This is a genomic window from Plantactinospora sp. WMMB334 (assembly GCF_049179095.1).
Classification (GTDB): Bacteria; Actinomycetota; Actinomycetes; order Mycobacteriales; family Micromonosporaceae; genus Plantactinospora.
Genome location: NZ_JBMHME010000002.1, coordinates 5381369 through 5398157, shown reverse-complemented (window position 1 = coordinate 5398157; position 16789 = coordinate 5381369). Strand labels below are relative to the sequence as shown.

Genomic DNA, 16789 nt, shown 5'->3' with positions numbered 1-16789 from the left:
GCCGGCGAAGGGCCGGCCGGCACGAGCCAGCGTAGGGGAGCGATTCGGTGGCCGGTGTGGAAGAGCCTTCGGGCGGTGCGTCGATGGTGACGGGTGCGGAGCACGGCCTGACCGGGCTGCCGGACGCCGGCGCCTTCCTGGCCCGGTTGACCCGGCTCGATCCGGGCGCGGTGGTCCGGCTCCGGCCCGGCGGGGCAGCGGACCGGACCGTGCTCTGGGCGCGGCTGCCCTGGGGCGTGCTGGTGGCCCGGGCGGTGACCGGGGCCGGTCCCGGCGATGCCACGGTCTCCGCCGCCGAGCTGCTCGCCGAACTCGGCCGGGGCGGCGCGGCGCTGCCCCGGCGGCGCGACGCCGACTGGCGGTGGCCGGTGCCGGGGTCGTCCGGGACGGTGGTGGAGACGATCGACGGTGCGGAACTGCGCCGGATCGCGGTAGCGGCGGCGGAGACCCTGCGTGGCGCGGCCAGCGAGGGCGTGGCCGGCCGGGCGGTGGGCCAGCGTGCGCTCCGGGACGCCCTGCTCGACCACGTGGCAGTGGTGGTGACCGGAGCGCAAACGGCCGGTGCCGGCGGATCGGCCACGGGCCGGGAGGGCGCGGGCGGGATCGGCCCGGCGAGCGCGGACGGGGTCGGCCCGGCGGGCGCGGACGGCCGGATCGAGGTATCGCAACGACTGGTCCAGGCCATCGTCCGGATGGGCTTTCTCGGCTCCCCTGGCCCGGCGGGGCAGGACGCCGTACAGGTGCGGATCGCCGGTCGTTGGGTCGGTTTGGCGGCACCATTCGGAGTGTCATGGTCACAGAAGGTCAGCCAGCTTGCGATAAAACCGGCAGGTGATCACCCGAACGGCTGATGTGACATGGTCCATCTGTCCCGGGGCTGCAGTTGGGGGGGTGCTTCGAGCCGACTGTACGGGTACCGTCGGGCCTCGGATCCAACGCAACGTAGGCAGGTGGATCCGCTGGGGAGTGAGGTGCGCAAGCTATGCCGTGGTGGTCATGGCGCCCCGGCCCCGCCGGTGGCGGTGAGCCGGAAACTCGAAGCAGGATCGCGTCGGAAGGTGCTGTCCGGGTCGGACCGCCGGCGCCCCGGGAGCCGGAACACGACGCCCGGCCGGAACCCGAGTCCCGGCTCGGTGACCGGACCGGGATCAGGGACATTCCTCCGGTGATCGCGCCAGTGACCCTGCGCCGGGTGGGTGACGCGCTGGATCTGCTCGACGTGCGCTATCTCGCCGACGGCGACGGCAGCCTGCTGGCCATGTGGGAGCGGCACGCCGTGCTCTTCACTCTGGAGGGGCCGGACGACGAGATCCTCGTCATGCGGGCCCGTCCACACTCCACCGTCCCGCCGGACTGGGCCGACCGGGCCTACCGGGTCGTCAACGAGTGGAACCACACCCGGCGGTTCTGCAAGGCGTACGTCGGTGACCCCACCGAGCGCGGGCAGTTGCCCATCTACGCCGAGTTGCAGGTGCCGCTGAGCGCCGGGGCGCACGACGCCCTGCTCGTCGAGATGTTGGACTGCGGGGCCGCCGTGGCCACCACCTTCGTCGACTGGCTGCACGACGAGGGCGCCCTCCTGTAGGGAGGGACGCTCCTGCCCGCCGGGCTCACCGGGCCGGGCTCAGCGCGCCGGACCCGGCGTCTCGTCCATGGTGTTGACCATGAAGTACGCCGCCCGCTCGAGGTACTGCCACAGCGTCTCGTCCTGCGCCGGGGAGAGCTCCAGCCGGTCCACGGCCCGGCGCATGTGCCGCAGCCAGGCGTCCCGCTCGGCCGGCCCGACCCGGAACGGCGCGTGCCGCATCCGGAGCCGGGGGTGCCCGCGCTGCGCGGAGTAGGTGGTGGGGCCGCCCCAGTACTGGATCAGAAACAGCCTCAGCCGTTCCGCGGCCGGCCCGAGATCGGCCTCCGGATACATCGGCCGGAGCACCGGATCGTCGGCGACACCCGCGTAGAACTCGTCGACCAGCCTCCGGAAGGCCGGTTCGCCGCCGATCTCCTCGTAGAAGGTCTGCGACGGGCGGGTCTGCTCTCGCTCACCTGCGGGGTTCACCGCTCCATCCTGACACCCGCATCCGGCCGTCGACCGTCGCCCGAGCCCTCTGCCGGGTGCGGGCTGGCTCACACCACCCCTCTCCGGCCTGCCGGGGCACCCCCTGGCGGCGGGAGCGGGGCCGGGATCAGACGGCGCCGATACCGGCCTCGGAGGAGGGCGGGCGGGGGTTGGGCGGCGGCGTACGCTGCTCCGCCGGGCGGCCCGGGGTGGCCGGGACGGGCGTGGCGGCCTGCTCCGAGCGGCGCCGGGCCTCCGCGATCGCCGCGTCGAAGCGCTGCGCGGCGGGCCAGCGCAGCGCCAGCAGCAGCATCAGCAGCACGCCGGCGAGGCTCCACAGGCCCACCACGCGGGGGATGGTGAACCGGTCGGCCAGCACGCCGGTGGCCAGCACCGCCGCCCCCTGCATGACCTGCACGCCGGTGTTCATCACGCCGTTCGCCCGGGCGCGGTAGCCCTGCGGCAGGGCCAGCACGAAGAGGCCGTTCGTCACCGGCAGCAGGCCGGCGACCGCCACGCCCGCGACCGCGGCCAGCAGCGCCACCACCACCGGCGGCGGGTTGAACACGGCGGGCACCAGGGCCAGCGGGGCGAGGACCGCGAACGGGCGGATCAGGGCCCGGCGCAGTTCCGGCCGGAGGCCCCGACCCACCAGTAGCCCGCCGAGGATGAAGCCGGCCGGCGCGGCGATCATGATCAGCGCCTGGGTGGCGCTCCGGCCGGCGCCGGTGCCGACGAGCTCGGTGGCCCAGGCCGCGGCCAGCCCCTCCGGCACGATGGCGAAGAGCATCGCGCAGAAGACCAGGATCGCGATGGCCCGCAACACCGGGGTCCCGAAGACCATGGCGAAGCCGGCGGCCGTCTCGCGCAGCAGGTGGCGGCGCCCGTCCTCCGGCGGCACGGCGGGCCGGTGCCGCACGCCGAACCAGATGATCAACGCGGAGAGGCCGAAGGTGGCGGCGTTGATCAGCAGGGCCAGGGCCGGACTGTACAGCGCGATGCCGGCCCCGACGACGTAGCCGGCGATCTGTGCCGCCTGTCCCGCGCTGGCGTGCAGGGAGAGCGCGACGATCAGCCGGTCCCCGGTGAGCAGCAGCGGCAGCATCGCCGACCGGGCCGCCTGGCTCGGCGGGTTCGCCAGCGTCGCGGCGAAGAGCAGCGCCAGGATCACCGGAGTGTCCAGACCGCCGATCGCGATCGTCGCGTACAGCGGGAGCCGGACGAGGTCGCATACCACCATGACGGTCCGGTACGGGTACCGGTCGGCCAGCGTGGTGAGCAGCGGCCCACCGAGCAGCCAGGGCAGGTAGCTGGTGGCGAACGCGGCGGCGGAGAGCGCCACGGACTGACTCTGCTGGTAGACCAGCAGCGTCACGGCGGCCTTGGCGAGGTAGTCGCCGGTCCAGGTCAGTACGGTGGCCGCGAAGACCGCCCGGTATTCACGCTGGGCAAACACTTCCCGAAAGGTTGCCGGCCGTTCGGGAACGTGTGTCTCGTCGGACACCGGTGGGCCTCCATCGTTCTCGACCGCTGACCAAAGGTGATGGGGCTGTCGGGAACGTTAGACGTTCGGATCAGCGAGGTCTTCGTGACGCTCCGGGAGGGAGCTTGTTCTGGATTCTGCCCGATCGTATGACTGGTGGCTAGGGCGAACGGATAGATCGTCACATCCCCGACTGGTCGAACGGACGATACCCGACCGCCCGCACGGTACGCGACCCCCTGCCGGTCGGTCAGGTCGCTCCACCCTGGCCGGTCTCTCCCTCGGCCTGCGGCGGCTCCCCGTTACCCGGTGGCGTCGACGGCCGGGGATACAGCCGGGTCGCCACGATGTCGGCGGTGATACCCGAGTTCTCCAGCGCCTCCGCGAGCCGGCGGCGCAGCTCCCGGGCCACCGCGAACTGTCCCTCCGCGGTGGTCTTGGCAACGGTCCTGATCACCGAGCCGTCCACGGTGACCTGCTCGACGCCGAGCACCTCGGGTGGATCGACCAGTTCCGGCGCCAGCTCCGGATCGACCGCCACCGAGGCGGCGGCGGTCCGCAGCACCGCCGTCGCCTCCTCGGTGCGGGCGAAGCCGATCGGCATGTCCACCACCACCATCGCCCAGCCCTGGCTCTTGTTGCCGACCCGGATGATCTCGCCGTTGCGGATGTACCAGAGCACTCCCCGGGCGTCCCGGACCGTGGTGATCCGCAGGCCGACCGCCTCGACCACTCCGGTGGCCTCGCCGAGGTCCACCATGTCGCCGACCCCGTACTGGTCCTCCAGCAGCATGAAGAGCCCGGCGAGCAGGTCCTTGACCAGGGTCTGGGCACCGAACCCGAGAGCCAGCCCGGCGATGCCGGCGCTGGCCAGCAGCGGGGCCAGGTTGAAGCCCAGCTCGCTGAGGATCTGCAACACGGCGATCGCGAAGACCACCAGCGTGGTCATGCTGCGCAGCACCGAGCCGATCGCCTCGGCCCGCTGCCGCCGCCGCTCCGGCACGACGGCCTGCGCGTCCGGGACGGTGCTGGGGATCCGCTCCCGCAGCGGGCGGAGCACGGTGGGGATCCGACTCTCCGACGTGCTCCGCACCAGCCGGTTGATCGTCCGGTGCAGCAGGTAGCGGAGCAGGACGGCCAACAGCAGGATCAGCAGGATGGTGGCCGGCTTGATCAGGAAGTAGGTGCTCCCCTCGGCGAACCACACCGAGCCGGTCACGTCCCAGACCAGCTTGCAGCCGGGGTCGTCCAGACAGCTCGGCTCCGGGTCCGGAGTCTCGGCTGCCGGCATCCCGAGCACGGCGGCGGTGATCAACGTCGCGGGGTTCACGAGTGTTTCGTACCGTACCGGCCCGCGCCGGTGCCGGCCGACCCGCCGTCTCGTGGCGCAGACCCCTCGGACGGTCCGGGGCCGAACGCCGGACGCCGACCGCCGACCGCCGGGGTGAGACGGCGAACCGGTCATCTTGCCACGGGACGTGAAAGCTTTCTGCGGGACCCCGGATTAGTACGTGCAATCGCGCCAGCTATCGGGGACTATTGGCGCACGGACGCCGGTGATCTGCCGGCGTCGGCCGTGGTCGTGGCGGCCGGTCGGTGCGTGCTGCCCGACGGGTCACCGGGGGCGGGGCCGGCACCAGGCGGGCGAGGGAGCGGACCGGGACACGACCGAGAGGGTGAGCGCGATGCCTGACATACGACCCACGGTGGGCTCCGGAGCGTTGGTGCTCAATGCGACCTATGAGCCACTGTGTGTCGTTTCAGTGCGTCGAGCCGCGATCCTCGTCCTCTCCGCCAAGGCCGTCTGCGTGGCCGACGGGGACGGGATCCTGCACAGTGCCCGCAACGCCCTGCCGGTGCCGTCGGTGGTCCGGCTGACCCGCTTCGTCCGGGTGCCGTACCGGACGCACGTCGGGCTCTCCCGGCGGGCCATCTTCGCCCGGGACAACTGGCGCTGCGTCTACTGCCGCGGTCCGGCCGAGACGATCGACCACGTCTTCCCGCGCAGCCGGGGCGGCCGGCACGCCTGGGAGAACGTGGTCGCCGCCTGCGCCAGGTGCAACCACACCAAGGGCGACAAGACCCCGGCCGAGTTGGGCTGGCGGCTGCACGCGCTGCCTTCCGCACCGAAGGGCATCGCGTGGCGGGTGCTCGGGCACCGGGCACCGGATCCCCGCTGGGCGGACTGGCTGGACCTGCGCGAGGCCGAGGCGGCCTGACCGGGAGCTGCGCGGGGGCCGGGGCGGCGCCCGGCCGGGGCGTCAGGTGCGCCGGGCGGAGACCAGGGACGCGAAGACGATGACGTTGTCGGCATACCCGGTGGAGCCGCCGACCCAGCGGCCGCCGCAGGTGATCAGCCGGAGTGACGGTCGGCTGAAGTCGCCGTAGACCTGCTCCACCGGCAGCTCCGACTTGTTGAACCGCCGGACGGAGTTGACCTCGAAGACCGCCACCGACCCGTCCTCCCGGTCGACCTCGATCTTCGAGCCCGGACGCAGCCCGGCGAGGTCGTGGAAGACCGCCGGGCCGGTGCGGGTGTCGACGTGACCGACGATGACGGAGGGCCCGTACTGGCCCGGGGTCGGGCTCGCGTCGTACCAGCCGGCCTCGTCGCGGCGGTCCGACGCCGGCACCTCGATGGTGCCGTCCGGCGCGACGCCGACCGGATGCACCGGCGCGGTCAGGTCGAGCGACCGGATGCCGATCTCGACGGGTGGGCTCGACTCGAGGACCGGGAACCTGCGGGGCGGGGCCGGCGCGCCGAACGGCAGTCCGCTCGGCAGCAGGGTGATCCCGGTGACGCTCTGCACCCCGAAGAGGGTGACGAGCAGACCGAGCAGCAGGGTGATCACGGGTACCGGTCCGGGCCGGCGGGCCCACCGGCGCCGGCCTGTCGCGCGCGCCGGGCGGGGCGGCGCGGCGTCCAGGGTGCCCGGTGGGGTGCCGTCCGCCGGATCCGGGCTGGTGATGCTCGCCGCGGTCGCCTGGCGGGCCAGCCGGGCCGTACGTCGTCGCCACCGGCCCGTCCGTGCCCAGCACCGCTCCGCCCGGCCCCGCCACGCGCCACCGCCGGTGGAGCAGCGGAACATGGTGGAGTCCGCGGGTCAGCTGCTCGGCTCGGTACGCCGCCGGTGCCGGCCGGCCAGCCCGAAGCCGATGCCGAGGGCCACGATGCCGATGCCGCCGGCGATCATCAGCGTCCCGCCCCGGCCGCCGGCCGTACCGCCGCCACCGGTGGCCGGCCCCTGGCTGCCCTGGCTCATGTTCACCACGGTGAGCGTGGTGGTGGCGTTGTTGCCGTTCTGCTGGCAGCTCAGGTTGACCGCGTACGACCCGGGGGCCTTGCCGCCCGGAATCGTCACCGACCCGGTGAGGAAGCCGTTGTCGGGGCGGACGATCACCCTGCCGAAGGCGTCCGAGTGCACCGTCGCCTGCTGGTTGTTGGCGGTGTCGCAACTCGCCCGGATGTTGACCCGGGTGCCCGCCTGGGCGGTGTTGGGGGTGACCTCCACGAAGGTGTTGGGTCCGGCGCGTACCGCGGTGGCGTCCCCGAGCAGCGGTCCCGGAACCAGGGCGGCGACGGCGATGCCGGCGGCGATCGTGCGGCCGACGACCTTGGCAGCGAGCATGACTTCCCTCCCCGGCGGTGCGTTTCCCCGGTCGTGCGCGCGCCGCGTCGGGCGGGCCGCGCTGGCACGACCGTCGTCGGGGTGGGTGTTCCCACCGACCCGGGTCGCACACGCCCATCCGGGCCCGACCGGCCGGCAAAAGCGCTGGTCAGTCGGGTGAAGCGGATGGCAGGGGCAGGACCGGATGCCAGTGCAGCGGGCTGGAGAGCACCATCGTGCTGGACGGCTGCCCGTACGGGGCCAACCTGTCGATGACCTGCTCGAACGCCTCGATCGACCCGGCCGCCACCTTGAGCATGCTGCAGGCGTCCCCGGTGATCCGGTGGATCTCCAGAATCTCGGGCCATTGCGGCACCTCCGGGTCGCGGAGGATGCAGCGCGACCCGTAACAGGACATCCGGATCATCGCGACCACGTTCCGCCCGGCCCGGGCCAGGTCGACGTGCGCGTGGTATCCGGTCACCACGCCGGATTCCTCCAGCCGGCGGACCCGCTCGGCGACGGCCGGGGGAGAGAGGTGGACCCGGCGGGAGAGTTCGCTGAACGAGAGCCGGGCGTCGGCCTGGAGCTCGCGGAGCAGTGCCCAGTCCATGTCGTCCACCCGTGCCCACTCTCCGTAATCTAGCCGCCGATCCCGCTCGCGACCTTTCAAACGCTAAGTCATCCCGATCCCGGACTGTACAACCGGTGGATAAAGGCGCCCACCACCGTTGCTCCGGCATTCCCCGTGACGGCAGCGGGGGGAGATCATAAGGGTAGTGCGTCACGGAACGGAGGCAACGGTGGAGAGCATCCCGCGGCAGCGGCGGGCGGGGCGTCCCCGGGTACGGCCGTCGACCGCCGCGCAGCGGGCCGCCCGTGCCGCCGCGAACGGTGGCGAGCCGACGCTGGAGCCGGTCGAGCGGACCCCGTACGACGACTACGTGCACGCCAGTACGCTGCATCGCCTCCAGCAGCCGCTGAGCCGGGATCCGGGCGAGATGTCGTTCCTGATGGTCAGCCAGATCATGGAGCTCTACTTCGGGCTGACCTGTTTCGAGCTGCGCGAGGCGCGGCAGCGGCTGCGCGCGGACGACCTCTGGGCCGCGCTGGCCCCGCTGCACCGCGCCGCCCTGCACCTGGAGGGGCTGAACGCGGCCTGGCGCGGGCTGCGCTGGATGACTCCGGCCGACTTCAACCGGTTCCGCAACCTGCTCGGCGAGGGCTCCGGCTTCCAGTCGGCGATGTACCGGCACCTGGAGTTCCTGCTCGGGCTGAAGACCGCCTCCCTGGTCCGGCCCTTCCACGGGCAGCCGGAGGTGCACGCCGGGCTGGTCGAGGCACTGCGCGCGCCGAGCCTCTGGGACGAGGTGACCGCCCTGCTGGCCCGCCGGGGCTTCGCGCTGCCGGACGCGGTGCTGCACCGGGACTTCTCCGCCGAGGCCGAACCGAGCCCCGAGGTGACCGCCGCCTGGGTGGAGATCTACGCCGACAGCGGGCCGGACAACCACCTGCGGCAACTGGGTGAAACCCTGGTGGAGATCGCCGAGCAGTTCGACGACTGGCGCCACCAGCACCTCAAGGCGGTGCGCCGGACCATGGGCGCGAAGGTCGGCACCGGAGGGTCGGCCGGCGCCGCCTGGTTGCGCCGGAGCATGGCCCGGGAGGTCTTCCCGGAACTCTGGGCCGCCCGCACCCAGATGTAGGGCGAGCGAGTGAGGAGTGAGCGGCGGATGACCATCCCGGCGGAGGAGAAGGCCCGGCGGCGCGACGACGTCGACCCGGGCCACCGGCACCTGTTCCACGTGCCGCCGGCCGAGGGCGGCCGGTACGCCGAGGCGGCCTACCTGGTCGGCAACTCCCTCGGCCTGCAACCCCGGGCCGCCCGGGCGGAGATCGACGCCGAGCTGTCGACCTGGGCCACGCTCGGCGTCTCCGGCCACTTCGTCGGCGACCGGCCCTGGATTCCCTCCTACCGGTCGCTCACCGGGCCGAGTGCCTCGCTGGTCGGCGCGCTGCCGGCCGAGACCGTCGTGATGAACTCGCTGACGGTCAACCTGCACCTGCTGATGGTCTCGTTCTACCGGCCGGCGCCCGGGCGCGACCGCATCCTGATCGAGGACGCCGCCTTCCCCTCCGACAGCTACGCGGTACGCAGCCAGGCCCGGCACCACGGGCTGGATCCGGACGAGGTGGTGGTGCGGCTGCGCCCCCGTCCGGGCGAGGAGACGCTGCGCACCGAGGACGTGGTGGACTACCTGGACCGGGAGGGGCAGCGGGTCGCGCTGGTCCTGCTCGGTGGGGTCAACTACCTCACGGGCGAGCTGATGGAGATCCCGGAGATCACCCGGGCCGGGCACCGGGCCGGCGCCCTGGTCGGCTGGGACCTGGCGCACGCGGTCGGCAACGTGCCGCTGGCACTGCACGACTGGGGCGTGGACTTCGCCGCCTGGTGCACGTACAAGTACCTGAACTCCGGGCCGGGTGCGCTGGCCGGGGCGTTCGTGCACGAACGGCACCTCGGTGACCCGGCGATCGACCGGTTCGAGGGCTGGTGGGGCACGGAGGAGGCCACCCGGTTCGAGATGGCGCCGGTCTTCCGGGCGCCGGCCACCGTGGAGGCGTGGCTGATCTCCAACCCGCCGGTGCTGGCCATGGCGCCCATGCGCAGCGCACTCGCCATCTTCGCGCAGGTCGGGATGGCGGCGCTGCGGGCCCGCAGCGAACGGCTGACCGGCTACCTCGAAGAACTGCTGGACCGGGTCGTCCCGAGCCGGCCGCTGACCGTGCTCACCCCGCGCGACCCGGCCCGGCGCGGCTGCCAGCTCTCCGTCCGGATCGGCCGGGGCGGTGCCGCCGCGCTGGCCAAGCGGCTCTCCGCCGAGTACGGCGTGGTCGTCGACGACCGCGAACCGGACGTGGTCCGGCTGGCCCCGGTTCCGCTCTACTCGACCTACCACGACTGCTGGCGGGCGGTCGACGCGCTCGCCCGGCTCGTCGAGGAGGCGTGAGCCCGGCGTCGCCGAGGCGGCTGAGCCGGCTCGTGGCGGAGGGCCTCGGCCGGCACCGCCGCACTGTCGCCGGCCTGGATCGGCACCCCGAGATCTGGTGGGCGGCGGTTTCCGATACCGTGAACGGCGACCGGATCGGTCGGGCTGACATGATCGTCACCCGATCCGGCCGGGCACGATGATCCCGTTTTCGCCTGGGGGCGTTGAGGTTGTCTGTTTCCGACACGTTGCTGATCTTCGTTGCCATCCCGGCCGCCGCGATACTCGTGATCACCGTGTTGGCCCGGGTCGGCGGCAGTGGTCGCACCTCCCGGCGTTACCGGCCGGGACGGCCCTTCGAGTTCGCGCCGGTCTGGTTCCTCTCCTCGCCCGAGCACCTGGGCGAGTCCGCCCGGACGGCGCTGCCGGCGGGTGCGGAAGCCAGGGCGTTGACCAGCGGTGAGATCGAGACCACCAGCGCGCCGAAGCGCGCCGGCGTGACAGGGGGCGCAAGTGACCGCTGGTGAGAGCGTGACGAGGGAGGCTCGGCCGCGGGTCGACGGCGGCTCGGGCGACGCCGGCCGTCCGCACGTGCTCGACGGCCCCTTCACCACCCGCCAGCTGCTCCGGATCGACGAGGCGCTGCGGATCGCCGACGAGTCGACCGGCCTGGTCTTCACCGTCTACGTGGGCCCGCTGACCGAACCGGTCCGGGAGCACGCGCAGCGGCTGCACCTGGAGCTCACCGACCCGGCCCGCGCCGTGCTTGTCGCACTCTCGCCGAACCAGCGGGTGCTGGAGGTGGTGACCGGCTCCGAGGCGCGCAAGCGGATCCCGGACCGGGACGCCAAGCTGGCCGCGCTCTCCATGGTCGCGGCCTTCGGCGGCGGCGACCTCACCGGCGGGATCGTCAGCGGCCTCGACCAGCTCGCCACCCGGGCCGGCCGCGCCGACTGACCCGGTCGCACCCGTCCGACCGGCTCGAAGGCTCTGCTACCGGAATTGTTCCCGTCGCCACGATCGGGGGTGGCTCGGTCGGGGTTGGCCTGATCGCATGCCAGCTCGCCGGCTTCCAGCACGACCGCGCGCCGGCCGCCAGACGGAATCCTCACGCGCTGCGAGCTGAGACAACCTGTCCCTCCGCCCGCTCCGCGGCAGATCCGGGTACCCGAGACCGTGGGCAACATAATGCGGTCGTCACTGCCGAGATCGTCTGCAAACATGCGCCCATGACCGCATCCGACTCCGTTGAGCTGATCCGAGTTCCACAGCTAACCGATCAGGCTCCGTACGCCTATGCCGCAGTAGCCTCTGACGTGCGGAAGCTCGTGTTCACTGCCGGCGCCTGCCCGCTCGACGAGGACGGCGCCACCGTCGCGGTCGGAGACGTGGCCGGGCAGGCCGAGCAGGTCATGGCGAACCTACGCACCGCACTGGCGGCGGCCGGTGCCGACCTCACCGACGTGGTCAAGACGACCGTCTACGTCGCCAGCAACCGCCGGGGCGACCTTGTCACGGCGTGGGACGTGGTCAGTCGACACTTCGGCCCGCACGATGTGCCCAGCACCTTGCTGGGAGTCGCCGTCCTCGGTTACCGCGACCAACTCGTCGAGGTAGAAGCCGTCGCCGCCCTATGCTGATCACTCAGTAAGCGCGCAGCGCGGCAGATGAGGATGCCGGAGGCGATCGGAAATTGCGCAGTCCCAGGCGAAGAGCACCCGCTCGCCGACCAGGGTGATGCGCGAGTTGGGTCACGGCCTTCGTGGGATGGTTGACGCTCTCGGTGACTCTGGATCCATGACTCAAGTGGTCCTCGCATTCCTTTCGGTGACTGGCGCGTTGGTCGGTGTGACGCTGGGTTCGCTGCTCAACGCACGGGTGCAGCGCGCCTCCTGGGAGCATCAGGAGAGCACAATGTCGATACGGGATCGGCGCGCGACGTACGCCGCGTTCGTCGCCGCCTGCCGGGAGTGGCGGGCGACGGTACTGGACTCGGACGTACCAATCCTCCTGGCGTCTTCGGTCTCCCGCCAACCGCACGCCGACGGCGGCCAGGCGCGCACCCAGGTTGTCCGGTACCGAGCCGAAATCGGCCTGATCGCGCACACCACGGCCACGGTCCATGCCGCTGCCGCTCTCATGCTCGCGGTGGGACAACTTTCCGAGGTGAGGGCCGCTTACGGGGCCGGGCAGGTTCCCGAGCCCTTCATTCAGGCATGTCGAGACGCAGAACGCGAGTTCAACCGGGTCGCTCGTGCCGAGCTAGGCGGCCCGGAGATCGATCTGGAGACCCCCACCGGTCTCCCGCCGGCCGCTCTCCCCCCGGCCACCGCGCCCGGGGAGCACGAATAGGCGATGTGACCGCAGCGGTGTTCATGATGTGTCACACAACCGGCGGGACGGCGACAGCGACCCGATACATCCCTGTCGGCGGCATGAGAGTGCATTGAGCCGATCTTGGTAGGCATCCTTCAGCAGCGAGGCGTGATGACGCGGCTGCCGTCAGGTCGCCGATAGGTCGTCCATCGTCAGTGGCTGGTCTGCTAGACCTGCGGCCTTGAGAGACAAGATCGCGGCGTCCACGTCCATGGCGTAGAGAACGACGGCGAGTTCGTTTCGTGCTCGTGAGACGCAGACATACAGGAGTCGCCGGCTCCGATCGACGGTGGTGTCCTTGCCGCTGGCCTTGTTACGACGATCGGTGTCGGAAAGCTCAGCGAGTCCGAGAAGCTTGTCGTAGGAGTGGGCTGGCAGTGTGCCTTCGGAGTCGTCGAGCAGGACAATGACGTTCGGAAACTCGGCGCCTTTGGTCCCATGTTGTGTGGAGTAGGGGGACTCGCGTCTGACGTAGCGCAGGTATCCGTCCAGCTCATTGACGTCGCACGCCATGAATGCGTCCAGGACCTCCCGGGTCTTTTCACCGAGCACCTGATCGCTGTGCGTCCCGTCGGGGTCGAGGTAGCGGGAGAGCAGCGGGACTGCTTCAATGAGTCCCTTCTGGTACGCGTGCCGCAGTACCTTTCCCACCGAGCTTGCACCAGCCTCGGCTACCAGCGTTCGGAGCTCCCGCACTGCTTCGCGTGCCGCGGCGAGGCGCTGACGCGCGATTCCCGGTTCGGCGATACCGTCTCGCAGCGTCGTGCTGTGCTTGCGCAGGATCCGCGGCGCTATGGCGGCATTCGTTGCCTCGCACAGTGGCAGGATTACGTTCACGAACGGTGCGATGGGCCAGGCTGTGCCTTCGTCGAAGCCAGCGGACAGCGCGGCTGGGGCTTTCGACTGGTGGAAGGCGGCGTATAGGCCAGCGAAGCCGAGTCGCCGAGCGGCGAGTTTATGCATGGCTACAAGGATTTTGGCGCCGCCGGGCGCAACACTGGTCCAGGCGTCATTGGATGTGCGATGCGCGAGCCACCGGCGGACGGTGTCCATGCTGGCGGCGCGGTCGGCATCTGTGGGCAGCACGAAGAAGTAGGCGTGTCCTTCCGGGGTCAGTTCGCCCCGGCCCGGGATTTGCTGGTCTCCGTCGCCGGCGGCCCGGACGCGGTTGACAACCTCGAGCACCTGCCGTGACGAACGGAAGTTCTCCGGTTTGTTGATCAGGGTCCAGTCGGGCTCCGCCGGAATCCGGCCTATGCCGGTGGCATAGATCTGCTGCATGGGGTCGCCGAAGAATCCCAGGAGGAAGTCACCCGAAACGGTCCGGTACAGGTGGGTAAGACTCCTGACGACTTCTGTCTCCGTGTCCTGGCTCTCGTCGACAAAGATGATCGGGAACCGTGCGGCGACCACCTTCGCCAGAAGCGGCTGGCTCATCAGCATGTGCGGCACCATCTTGAGAATGTCCGCGTGCCCGATCTGCCCCTTGCCGTAGTCAGGTCCGACGCCGTAGGTGAATCTGCGCACCGATCGCAGGGCGTCGCGTTGACGCTGGTAGCGGTCACGGTCCTGCTCCGCTGACTCGCGCTTGGCGGACGTCCTAGCCTTGTCGATCTTCTCGGCGGTCTCAGCGAGCTTGGCCGTGAGCTGGCCCTCAATCCAGGCGCCGATGTCGGACTGGAACGGTGCGACCAAATCCCACAGGAAACCGTGGATCGTGGAAACGTAGACGAGCGGATCGTCGTGAACGTCGTCGTGGATCTCGGCAGCAGCGACTTCCGTGTAGGTTATACAGGCAACTTGCTGGGTGCGTGCACGTAGCTGCTCGCGGCGTTCGCTGGCGACATACGCCAGCGCCTTGACCAGCGAGGTCGTCTTTCCGGACCCTGCCCCGGCGTTTACTACAAACCCTCTCTTACCGCGCTGGTCGAGAATCGCACGCAGGGCCCGATCGGCGTCGGTGTCCCGGGCGTCGATGCGCTTGGTCATCCGCCCACCTCAGCGTCGATCTCAGTCAACCGTGAGGTGTCAGACGTCTCCACCGTAAGTTGATCACGCAACCAATCGAGGCCCTCTACGATGTAGCGCGGCCCGGTCCACTCTGCCGGGTTCGCAGTGATCAGCGCGAGGGCGAAGTTTGTCTTGTCGAGGTTCTTCACGCGTCGGTGGATCGCTTCGTGTAGCTGATCCAACGACATCGTTGCTGCCTTCCGCACGCACAGGCCGAGGTCTGCTTGTTTCGAGTCTTGGCACCAGGTCAGATTCTCCAGGGCGAAGGCCTCTTCAAAAGTACGGCCGGCTCGATCCTCGCGCTCGCCGTTCCACTCGACCGCCTGGCGCGTCTCGTACGCGACCCGGACGTGGCCGGGATTGCCTCCTGACAGCGGGCACTTGTCCTTGTCGGGAAGGTCGAGGAGATCGGCGATCGGCCGGATGCCTGGGATCCAGGTCGCCAGCGTCTCGTTGCTCGTGACGGCGTCGTCCTTCGTGGTCATACACGCCACCCGGCACTCCCGCCCGTCGGCATCATCCGACCCGTTCGCATCAGGCGCGGCAGCAGCATCGTCTGCTTTCGGTCCGTGGACGCTGTCTATGTCGGTGATGACCAGCGTCGGCAGGCCAAGGAATTCGACGAGTTCCCGGAACTTATGGGCGAAGGCCCCACCCACTTCCAGGATTGTCAGGTGGCACGACTGCAGCTCGGGCGCCGACTGCTGAATCATCAACGGAAGAAGCAGACGCTCGACGTTTCCCTCGACCAGGACTGCAGCATCAGCGAAGAACAGGTCACAGTGAGTGAGCTTCAGATACTGTCGAAGGAAGTGCCGCGTGGCTTCCTCCGCGGCGCCCCTGAACGTCATCAGGTCCCTGACGTCGGTGTGGTGAATGTTGCCGTCCAGACCGGTTCGTTTGAAGTAGCGGATCGGCTCGAACGACTTCTCGTAGATGACGTGCGCGGAGTGGGTAGTGACGACCATCTGTGTGGTGAAGGCCGGGTCGGCATCGGGAAGGATTTCACGGATCTTCCGGATGAACACCTGCTGGAGCTGGGCGTGTAGATGAGCCTCGGGCTCCTCGATGAATACCAGGTGGATCGGCGGGCGGTCGCCGTCTGCGTCGATCCACCGGTGATGGAAGTCGAGGACCTCGACGACCATGTAGATGAGGTTCTTGAAGCCCAGCCCGTTGTACTGGTCAGGCAGTGTTCGCTCGGCCCCGCCGCCAGAGCCGTCGCCTGCGGGCAGCGCGTAGTGGACCCGCGCTCCGCTACTGAGAACGGTCTGCGCGTTGAATGATGCCTTTACCACCAGACGCGGGTGCTGGAAGCCCGGGTAGCCGAGGTCGGAGAGCTTGTCCAGGGTCGACTCGAAGACTTCCGCGAAGTGCTGGTTGAGCCGAAGTTCCGAGTCCGCGATAGCGGCGACCGCCGCCAGGTCAGCCTCCCGCTGTTCGAGGTTGCGAGCATAAAAGCCGCTCAGCTTCCGAGAAAGGTCCTCCGCCCGGCCACGACTCTCCCCATCAACCAGGTGACGCTGGGCATCGAGGAAGTCGATCCTGACTAGGCCATCGAGCTTGCGGCCGAGCTTGCTCTCGCCACCGCTGACCCAATCCGGGCTATAACCATCGATGAATTCGAAGTTCTCATCGCACTGGCCAGCGTCCAGGACCGCATAAGCGATCTCGTATTCACGTTGTAGCTCGCGCGTCAAGTAATCGGTCAGTGAACGCGGCCACGGCTCATACGCCGAGCCCTCCGCGCGACTGGCCGCCGTGATCTTGTTACGACACTCCTCGAAATTCTCGACCAGCTGCTTGCCGCTCCTGGGCCGGTAGGACAGCCGGACGCCGACCAGCTCCGAAGACCAGCTCAGATCGGGAAGGAAGTCGATCACCCGGTGCAGGTTGACATCGTCACCTTTCAGATCCAGCCAGATGTCAAGCTCGATACGCGGGAGTCCCTCAGGATCGTCCGACGCCGCGTCGAAAGCATCGAACGCATCCCAGCAGTCGGACGTGAAGTCATAAAGCTGGAAACGGCCTTTGCTCTCGCCGAGGAACAACCTGAAGACCTGCGCTGCAGACGTCTTTCCACTGTTGTTCGCTCCGACGAAGATCGTCGTCTCCGGGTCAAGATCGATTCCGACCTTGCGCAGCCGGCGGAAGTTCCTTACCCGGAAGGTCTTGATGTACAACACCGCTCCGCTCGGACAGACGCGCCACGGGAGCGCGCGGGCCATCGAATGATAGACCCTCTTCGCGATCGGCGTTTCGCCAG

The 16789-nt window shown here is 69.9% G+C and carries 17 protein-coding genes; 9 read left to right on the top strand and 8 right to left on the bottom strand.

Annotation, left to right across the window (positions count from 1 at the left end; genetic code table 11):
* Positions 1-83 precede the first annotated feature (83 nt).
* Both ACN27G_RS23065 and ACN27G_RS23060 read left to right on the top strand, forming a co-directional pair.
* The gene (locus ACN27G_RS23065; protein ID WP_421497427.1) at positions 84-851 is read left to right on the top strand and encodes a hypothetical protein; all 768 of its coding nucleotides are present in this window, start codon (positions 84-86) and stop codon (positions 849-851) included.
* 131 nt (positions 852-982) lie between these two features.
* The gene (locus tag ACN27G_RS23060; protein WP_421494850.1) at positions 983-1585 is read left to right on the top strand and encodes a YbjN domain-containing protein; all 603 of its coding nucleotides are present in this window, start codon (positions 983-985) and stop codon (positions 1583-1585) included.
* A gap of 39 nt (positions 1586-1624) precedes the next feature.
* Here the strand turns inward: ACN27G_RS23060 and ACN27G_RS23055 are convergent, their stop codons facing one another.
* The 3 genes from ACN27G_RS23055 to ACN27G_RS23045 all read right to left on the bottom strand — a co-directional run bounded on the left by ACN27G_RS23055 (position 1625) and on the right by ACN27G_RS23045 (position 4830).
* Positions 1625-2056: a globin gene (locus ACN27G_RS23055; protein ID WP_421494849.1), complete on the bottom strand. Its 432-nt coding sequence runs from the start codon at positions 2054-2056 to the stop codon at positions 1625-1627.
* Positions 2057-2183: 127 nt separating this feature from the next.
* Positions 2184-3560, bottom strand: coding sequence for an MFS transporter (locus ACN27G_RS23050; RefSeq protein ID WP_421494848.1), 1377 nt, complete (start codon positions 3558-3560; stop codon positions 2184-2186).
* 229 nt (positions 3561-3789) lie between these two features.
* Complete coding sequence (locus ACN27G_RS23045; protein WP_421497426.1) at positions 3790-4830, bottom strand: mechanosensitive ion channel family protein; 1041 nt, start codon at positions 4828-4830, stop codon at positions 3790-3792.
* 394 nt (positions 4831-5224) lie between these two features.
* Between ACN27G_RS23045 and ACN27G_RS23040 the strand changes: the two genes are divergently transcribed.
* Positions 5225-5758: an HNH endonuclease gene (locus ACN27G_RS23040; protein WP_421494847.1), complete on the top strand. Its 534-nt coding sequence runs from the start codon at positions 5225-5227 to the stop codon at positions 5756-5758.
* 42 nt (positions 5759-5800) lie between these two features.
* On the opposite strand, the gene ACN27G_RS23035 is transcribed toward ACN27G_RS23040, so the two are convergent.
* The 3 genes from ACN27G_RS23035 to ACN27G_RS23025 form a co-directional block, all read right to left on the bottom strand.
* Positions 5801-6628 (bottom strand): class F sortase, encoded by an 828-nt coding sequence (locus ACN27G_RS23035; protein ID WP_421494846.1) that lies wholly within the window; start codon positions 6626-6628, stop codon positions 5801-5803.
* Between the two features lie 15 nt (positions 6629-6643).
* Positions 6644-7168 (bottom strand): hypothetical protein, encoded by a 525-nt coding sequence (locus tag ACN27G_RS23030; RefSeq protein ID WP_421494845.1) that lies wholly within the window; start codon positions 7166-7168, stop codon positions 6644-6646.
* A gap of 148 nt (positions 7169-7316) precedes the next feature.
* Positions 7317-7769, bottom strand: coding sequence for an Lrp/AsnC family transcriptional regulator (locus tag ACN27G_RS23025; protein WP_421494844.1), 453 nt, complete (start codon positions 7767-7769; stop codon positions 7317-7319).
* A gap of 190 nt (positions 7770-7959) precedes the next feature.
* Here ACN27G_RS23025 and ACN27G_RS23020 point away from each other — a divergent pair, with 190 nt between their 5' ends.
* The 6 genes from ACN27G_RS23020 (at position 7960) to ACN27G_RS22995 (ending at position 12489) form a co-directional block, all read left to right on the top strand.
* The gene (locus ACN27G_RS23020; RefSeq protein WP_421497425.1) at positions 7960-8853 is read left to right on the top strand and encodes a tryptophan 2,3-dioxygenase; all 894 of its coding nucleotides are present in this window, start codon (positions 7960-7962) and stop codon (positions 8851-8853) included.
* A gap of 27 nt (positions 8854-8880) precedes the next feature.
* Positions 8881-10158 carry a kynureninase gene (gene kynU, locus ACN27G_RS23015; RefSeq protein WP_421494843.1) on the top strand — a complete coding sequence of 426 codons (1278 nt, stop codon included), beginning with the start codon at positions 8881-8883 and terminating at the stop codon, positions 10156-10158.
* Positions 10159-10385: 227 nt separating this feature from the next.
* Positions 10386-10664: a hypothetical protein gene (locus ACN27G_RS23010; RefSeq protein ID WP_421497424.1), complete on the top strand. Its 279-nt coding sequence runs from the start codon at positions 10386-10388 to the stop codon at positions 10662-10664.
* Positions 10665-10668: 4 nt separating this feature from the next.
* Complete coding sequence (locus ACN27G_RS23005; protein ID WP_421494842.1) at positions 10669-11094, top strand: DUF5130 family protein; 426 nt, start codon at positions 10669-10671, stop codon at positions 11092-11094.
* A 272-nt stretch (positions 11095-11366) separates the two neighbouring features.
* Entirely contained in the window at positions 11367-11777 is a 411-nt protein-coding gene (locus tag ACN27G_RS23000; RefSeq protein WP_421494841.1) for a RidA family protein, read from the top strand.
* Positions 11778-11934: 157 nt separating this feature from the next.
* A complete protein-coding gene (locus ACN27G_RS22995) occupies positions 11935-12489 on the top strand; it encodes a hypothetical protein (protein ID WP_421490766.1) in 555 nt (184 codons plus the stop codon).
* Between the two features lie 150 nt (positions 12490-12639).
* Here the strand turns inward: ACN27G_RS22995 and ACN27G_RS22990 are convergent, their stop codons facing one another.
* Both ACN27G_RS22990 and ACN27G_RS22985 read right to left on the bottom strand, forming a co-directional pair.
* The gene (locus ACN27G_RS22990) at positions 12640-14502 is read right to left on the bottom strand and encodes a UvrD-helicase domain-containing protein (protein ID WP_421494840.1); all 1863 of its coding nucleotides are present in this window, start codon (positions 14500-14502) and stop codon (positions 12640-12642) included.
* The gene (locus tag ACN27G_RS22985; protein ID WP_421494839.1) at positions 14499-16706 is read right to left on the bottom strand and encodes an ATP-dependent nuclease; all 2208 of its coding nucleotides are present in this window, start codon (positions 16704-16706) and stop codon (positions 14499-14501) included. Before ACN27G_RS22985 ends, ACN27G_RS22990 begins: the two co-directional genes overlap by 4 nt.
* Between the last annotated feature and the right edge of the window lie 83 nt (positions 16707-16789).

Excerpts from the sequence above, each read along its gene's own strand:
- ACN27G_RS23065 (WP_421497427.1), top strand. The coding sequence starts at position 84 with ATGGTGACGGGTGCGGAGCACGGCCTGACCGGGCTGCCGGACGCCGGC.
- ACN27G_RS23060 (WP_421494850.1), top strand. The coding sequence starts at position 983 with ATGCCGTGGTGGTCATGGCGCCCCGGCCCCGCCGGTGGCGGTGAGCCG.
- ACN27G_RS23045 (WP_421497426.1), bottom strand. The coding sequence starts at position 4,830 with ATGCCGGCAGCCGAGACTCCGGACCCGGAGCCGAGCTGTCTGGACGAC.
- ACN27G_RS23040 (WP_421494847.1), top strand. The coding sequence starts at position 5,225 with ATGCCTGACATACGACCCACGGTGGGCTCCGGAGCGTTGGTGCTCAAT.
- ACN27G_RS23035 (WP_421494846.1), bottom strand. The coding sequence starts at position 6,628 with ATGTTCCGCTGCTCCACCGGCGGTGGCGCGTGGCGGGGCCGGGCGGAG.
- ACN27G_RS23030 (WP_421494845.1), bottom strand. The coding sequence starts at position 7,168 with ATGCTCGCTGCCAAGGTCGTCGGCCGCACGATCGCCGCCGGCATCGCC.
- kynU (WP_421494843.1), top strand. The coding sequence starts at position 8,881 with ATGACCATCCCGGCGGAGGAGAAGGCCCGGCGGCGCGACGACGTCGAC.
- ACN27G_RS23000 (WP_421494841.1), top strand. The coding sequence starts at position 11,367 with ATGACCGCATCCGACTCCGTTGAGCTGATCCGAGTTCCACAGCTAACC.
- ACN27G_RS22995 (WP_421490766.1), top strand. The coding sequence starts at position 11,935 with ATGACTCAAGTGGTCCTCGCATTCCTTTCGGTGACTGGCGCGTTGGTC.
- ACN27G_RS22990 (WP_421494840.1), bottom strand. The coding sequence starts at position 14,502 with ATGACCAAGCGCATCGACGCCCGGGACACCGACGCCGATCGGGCCCTG.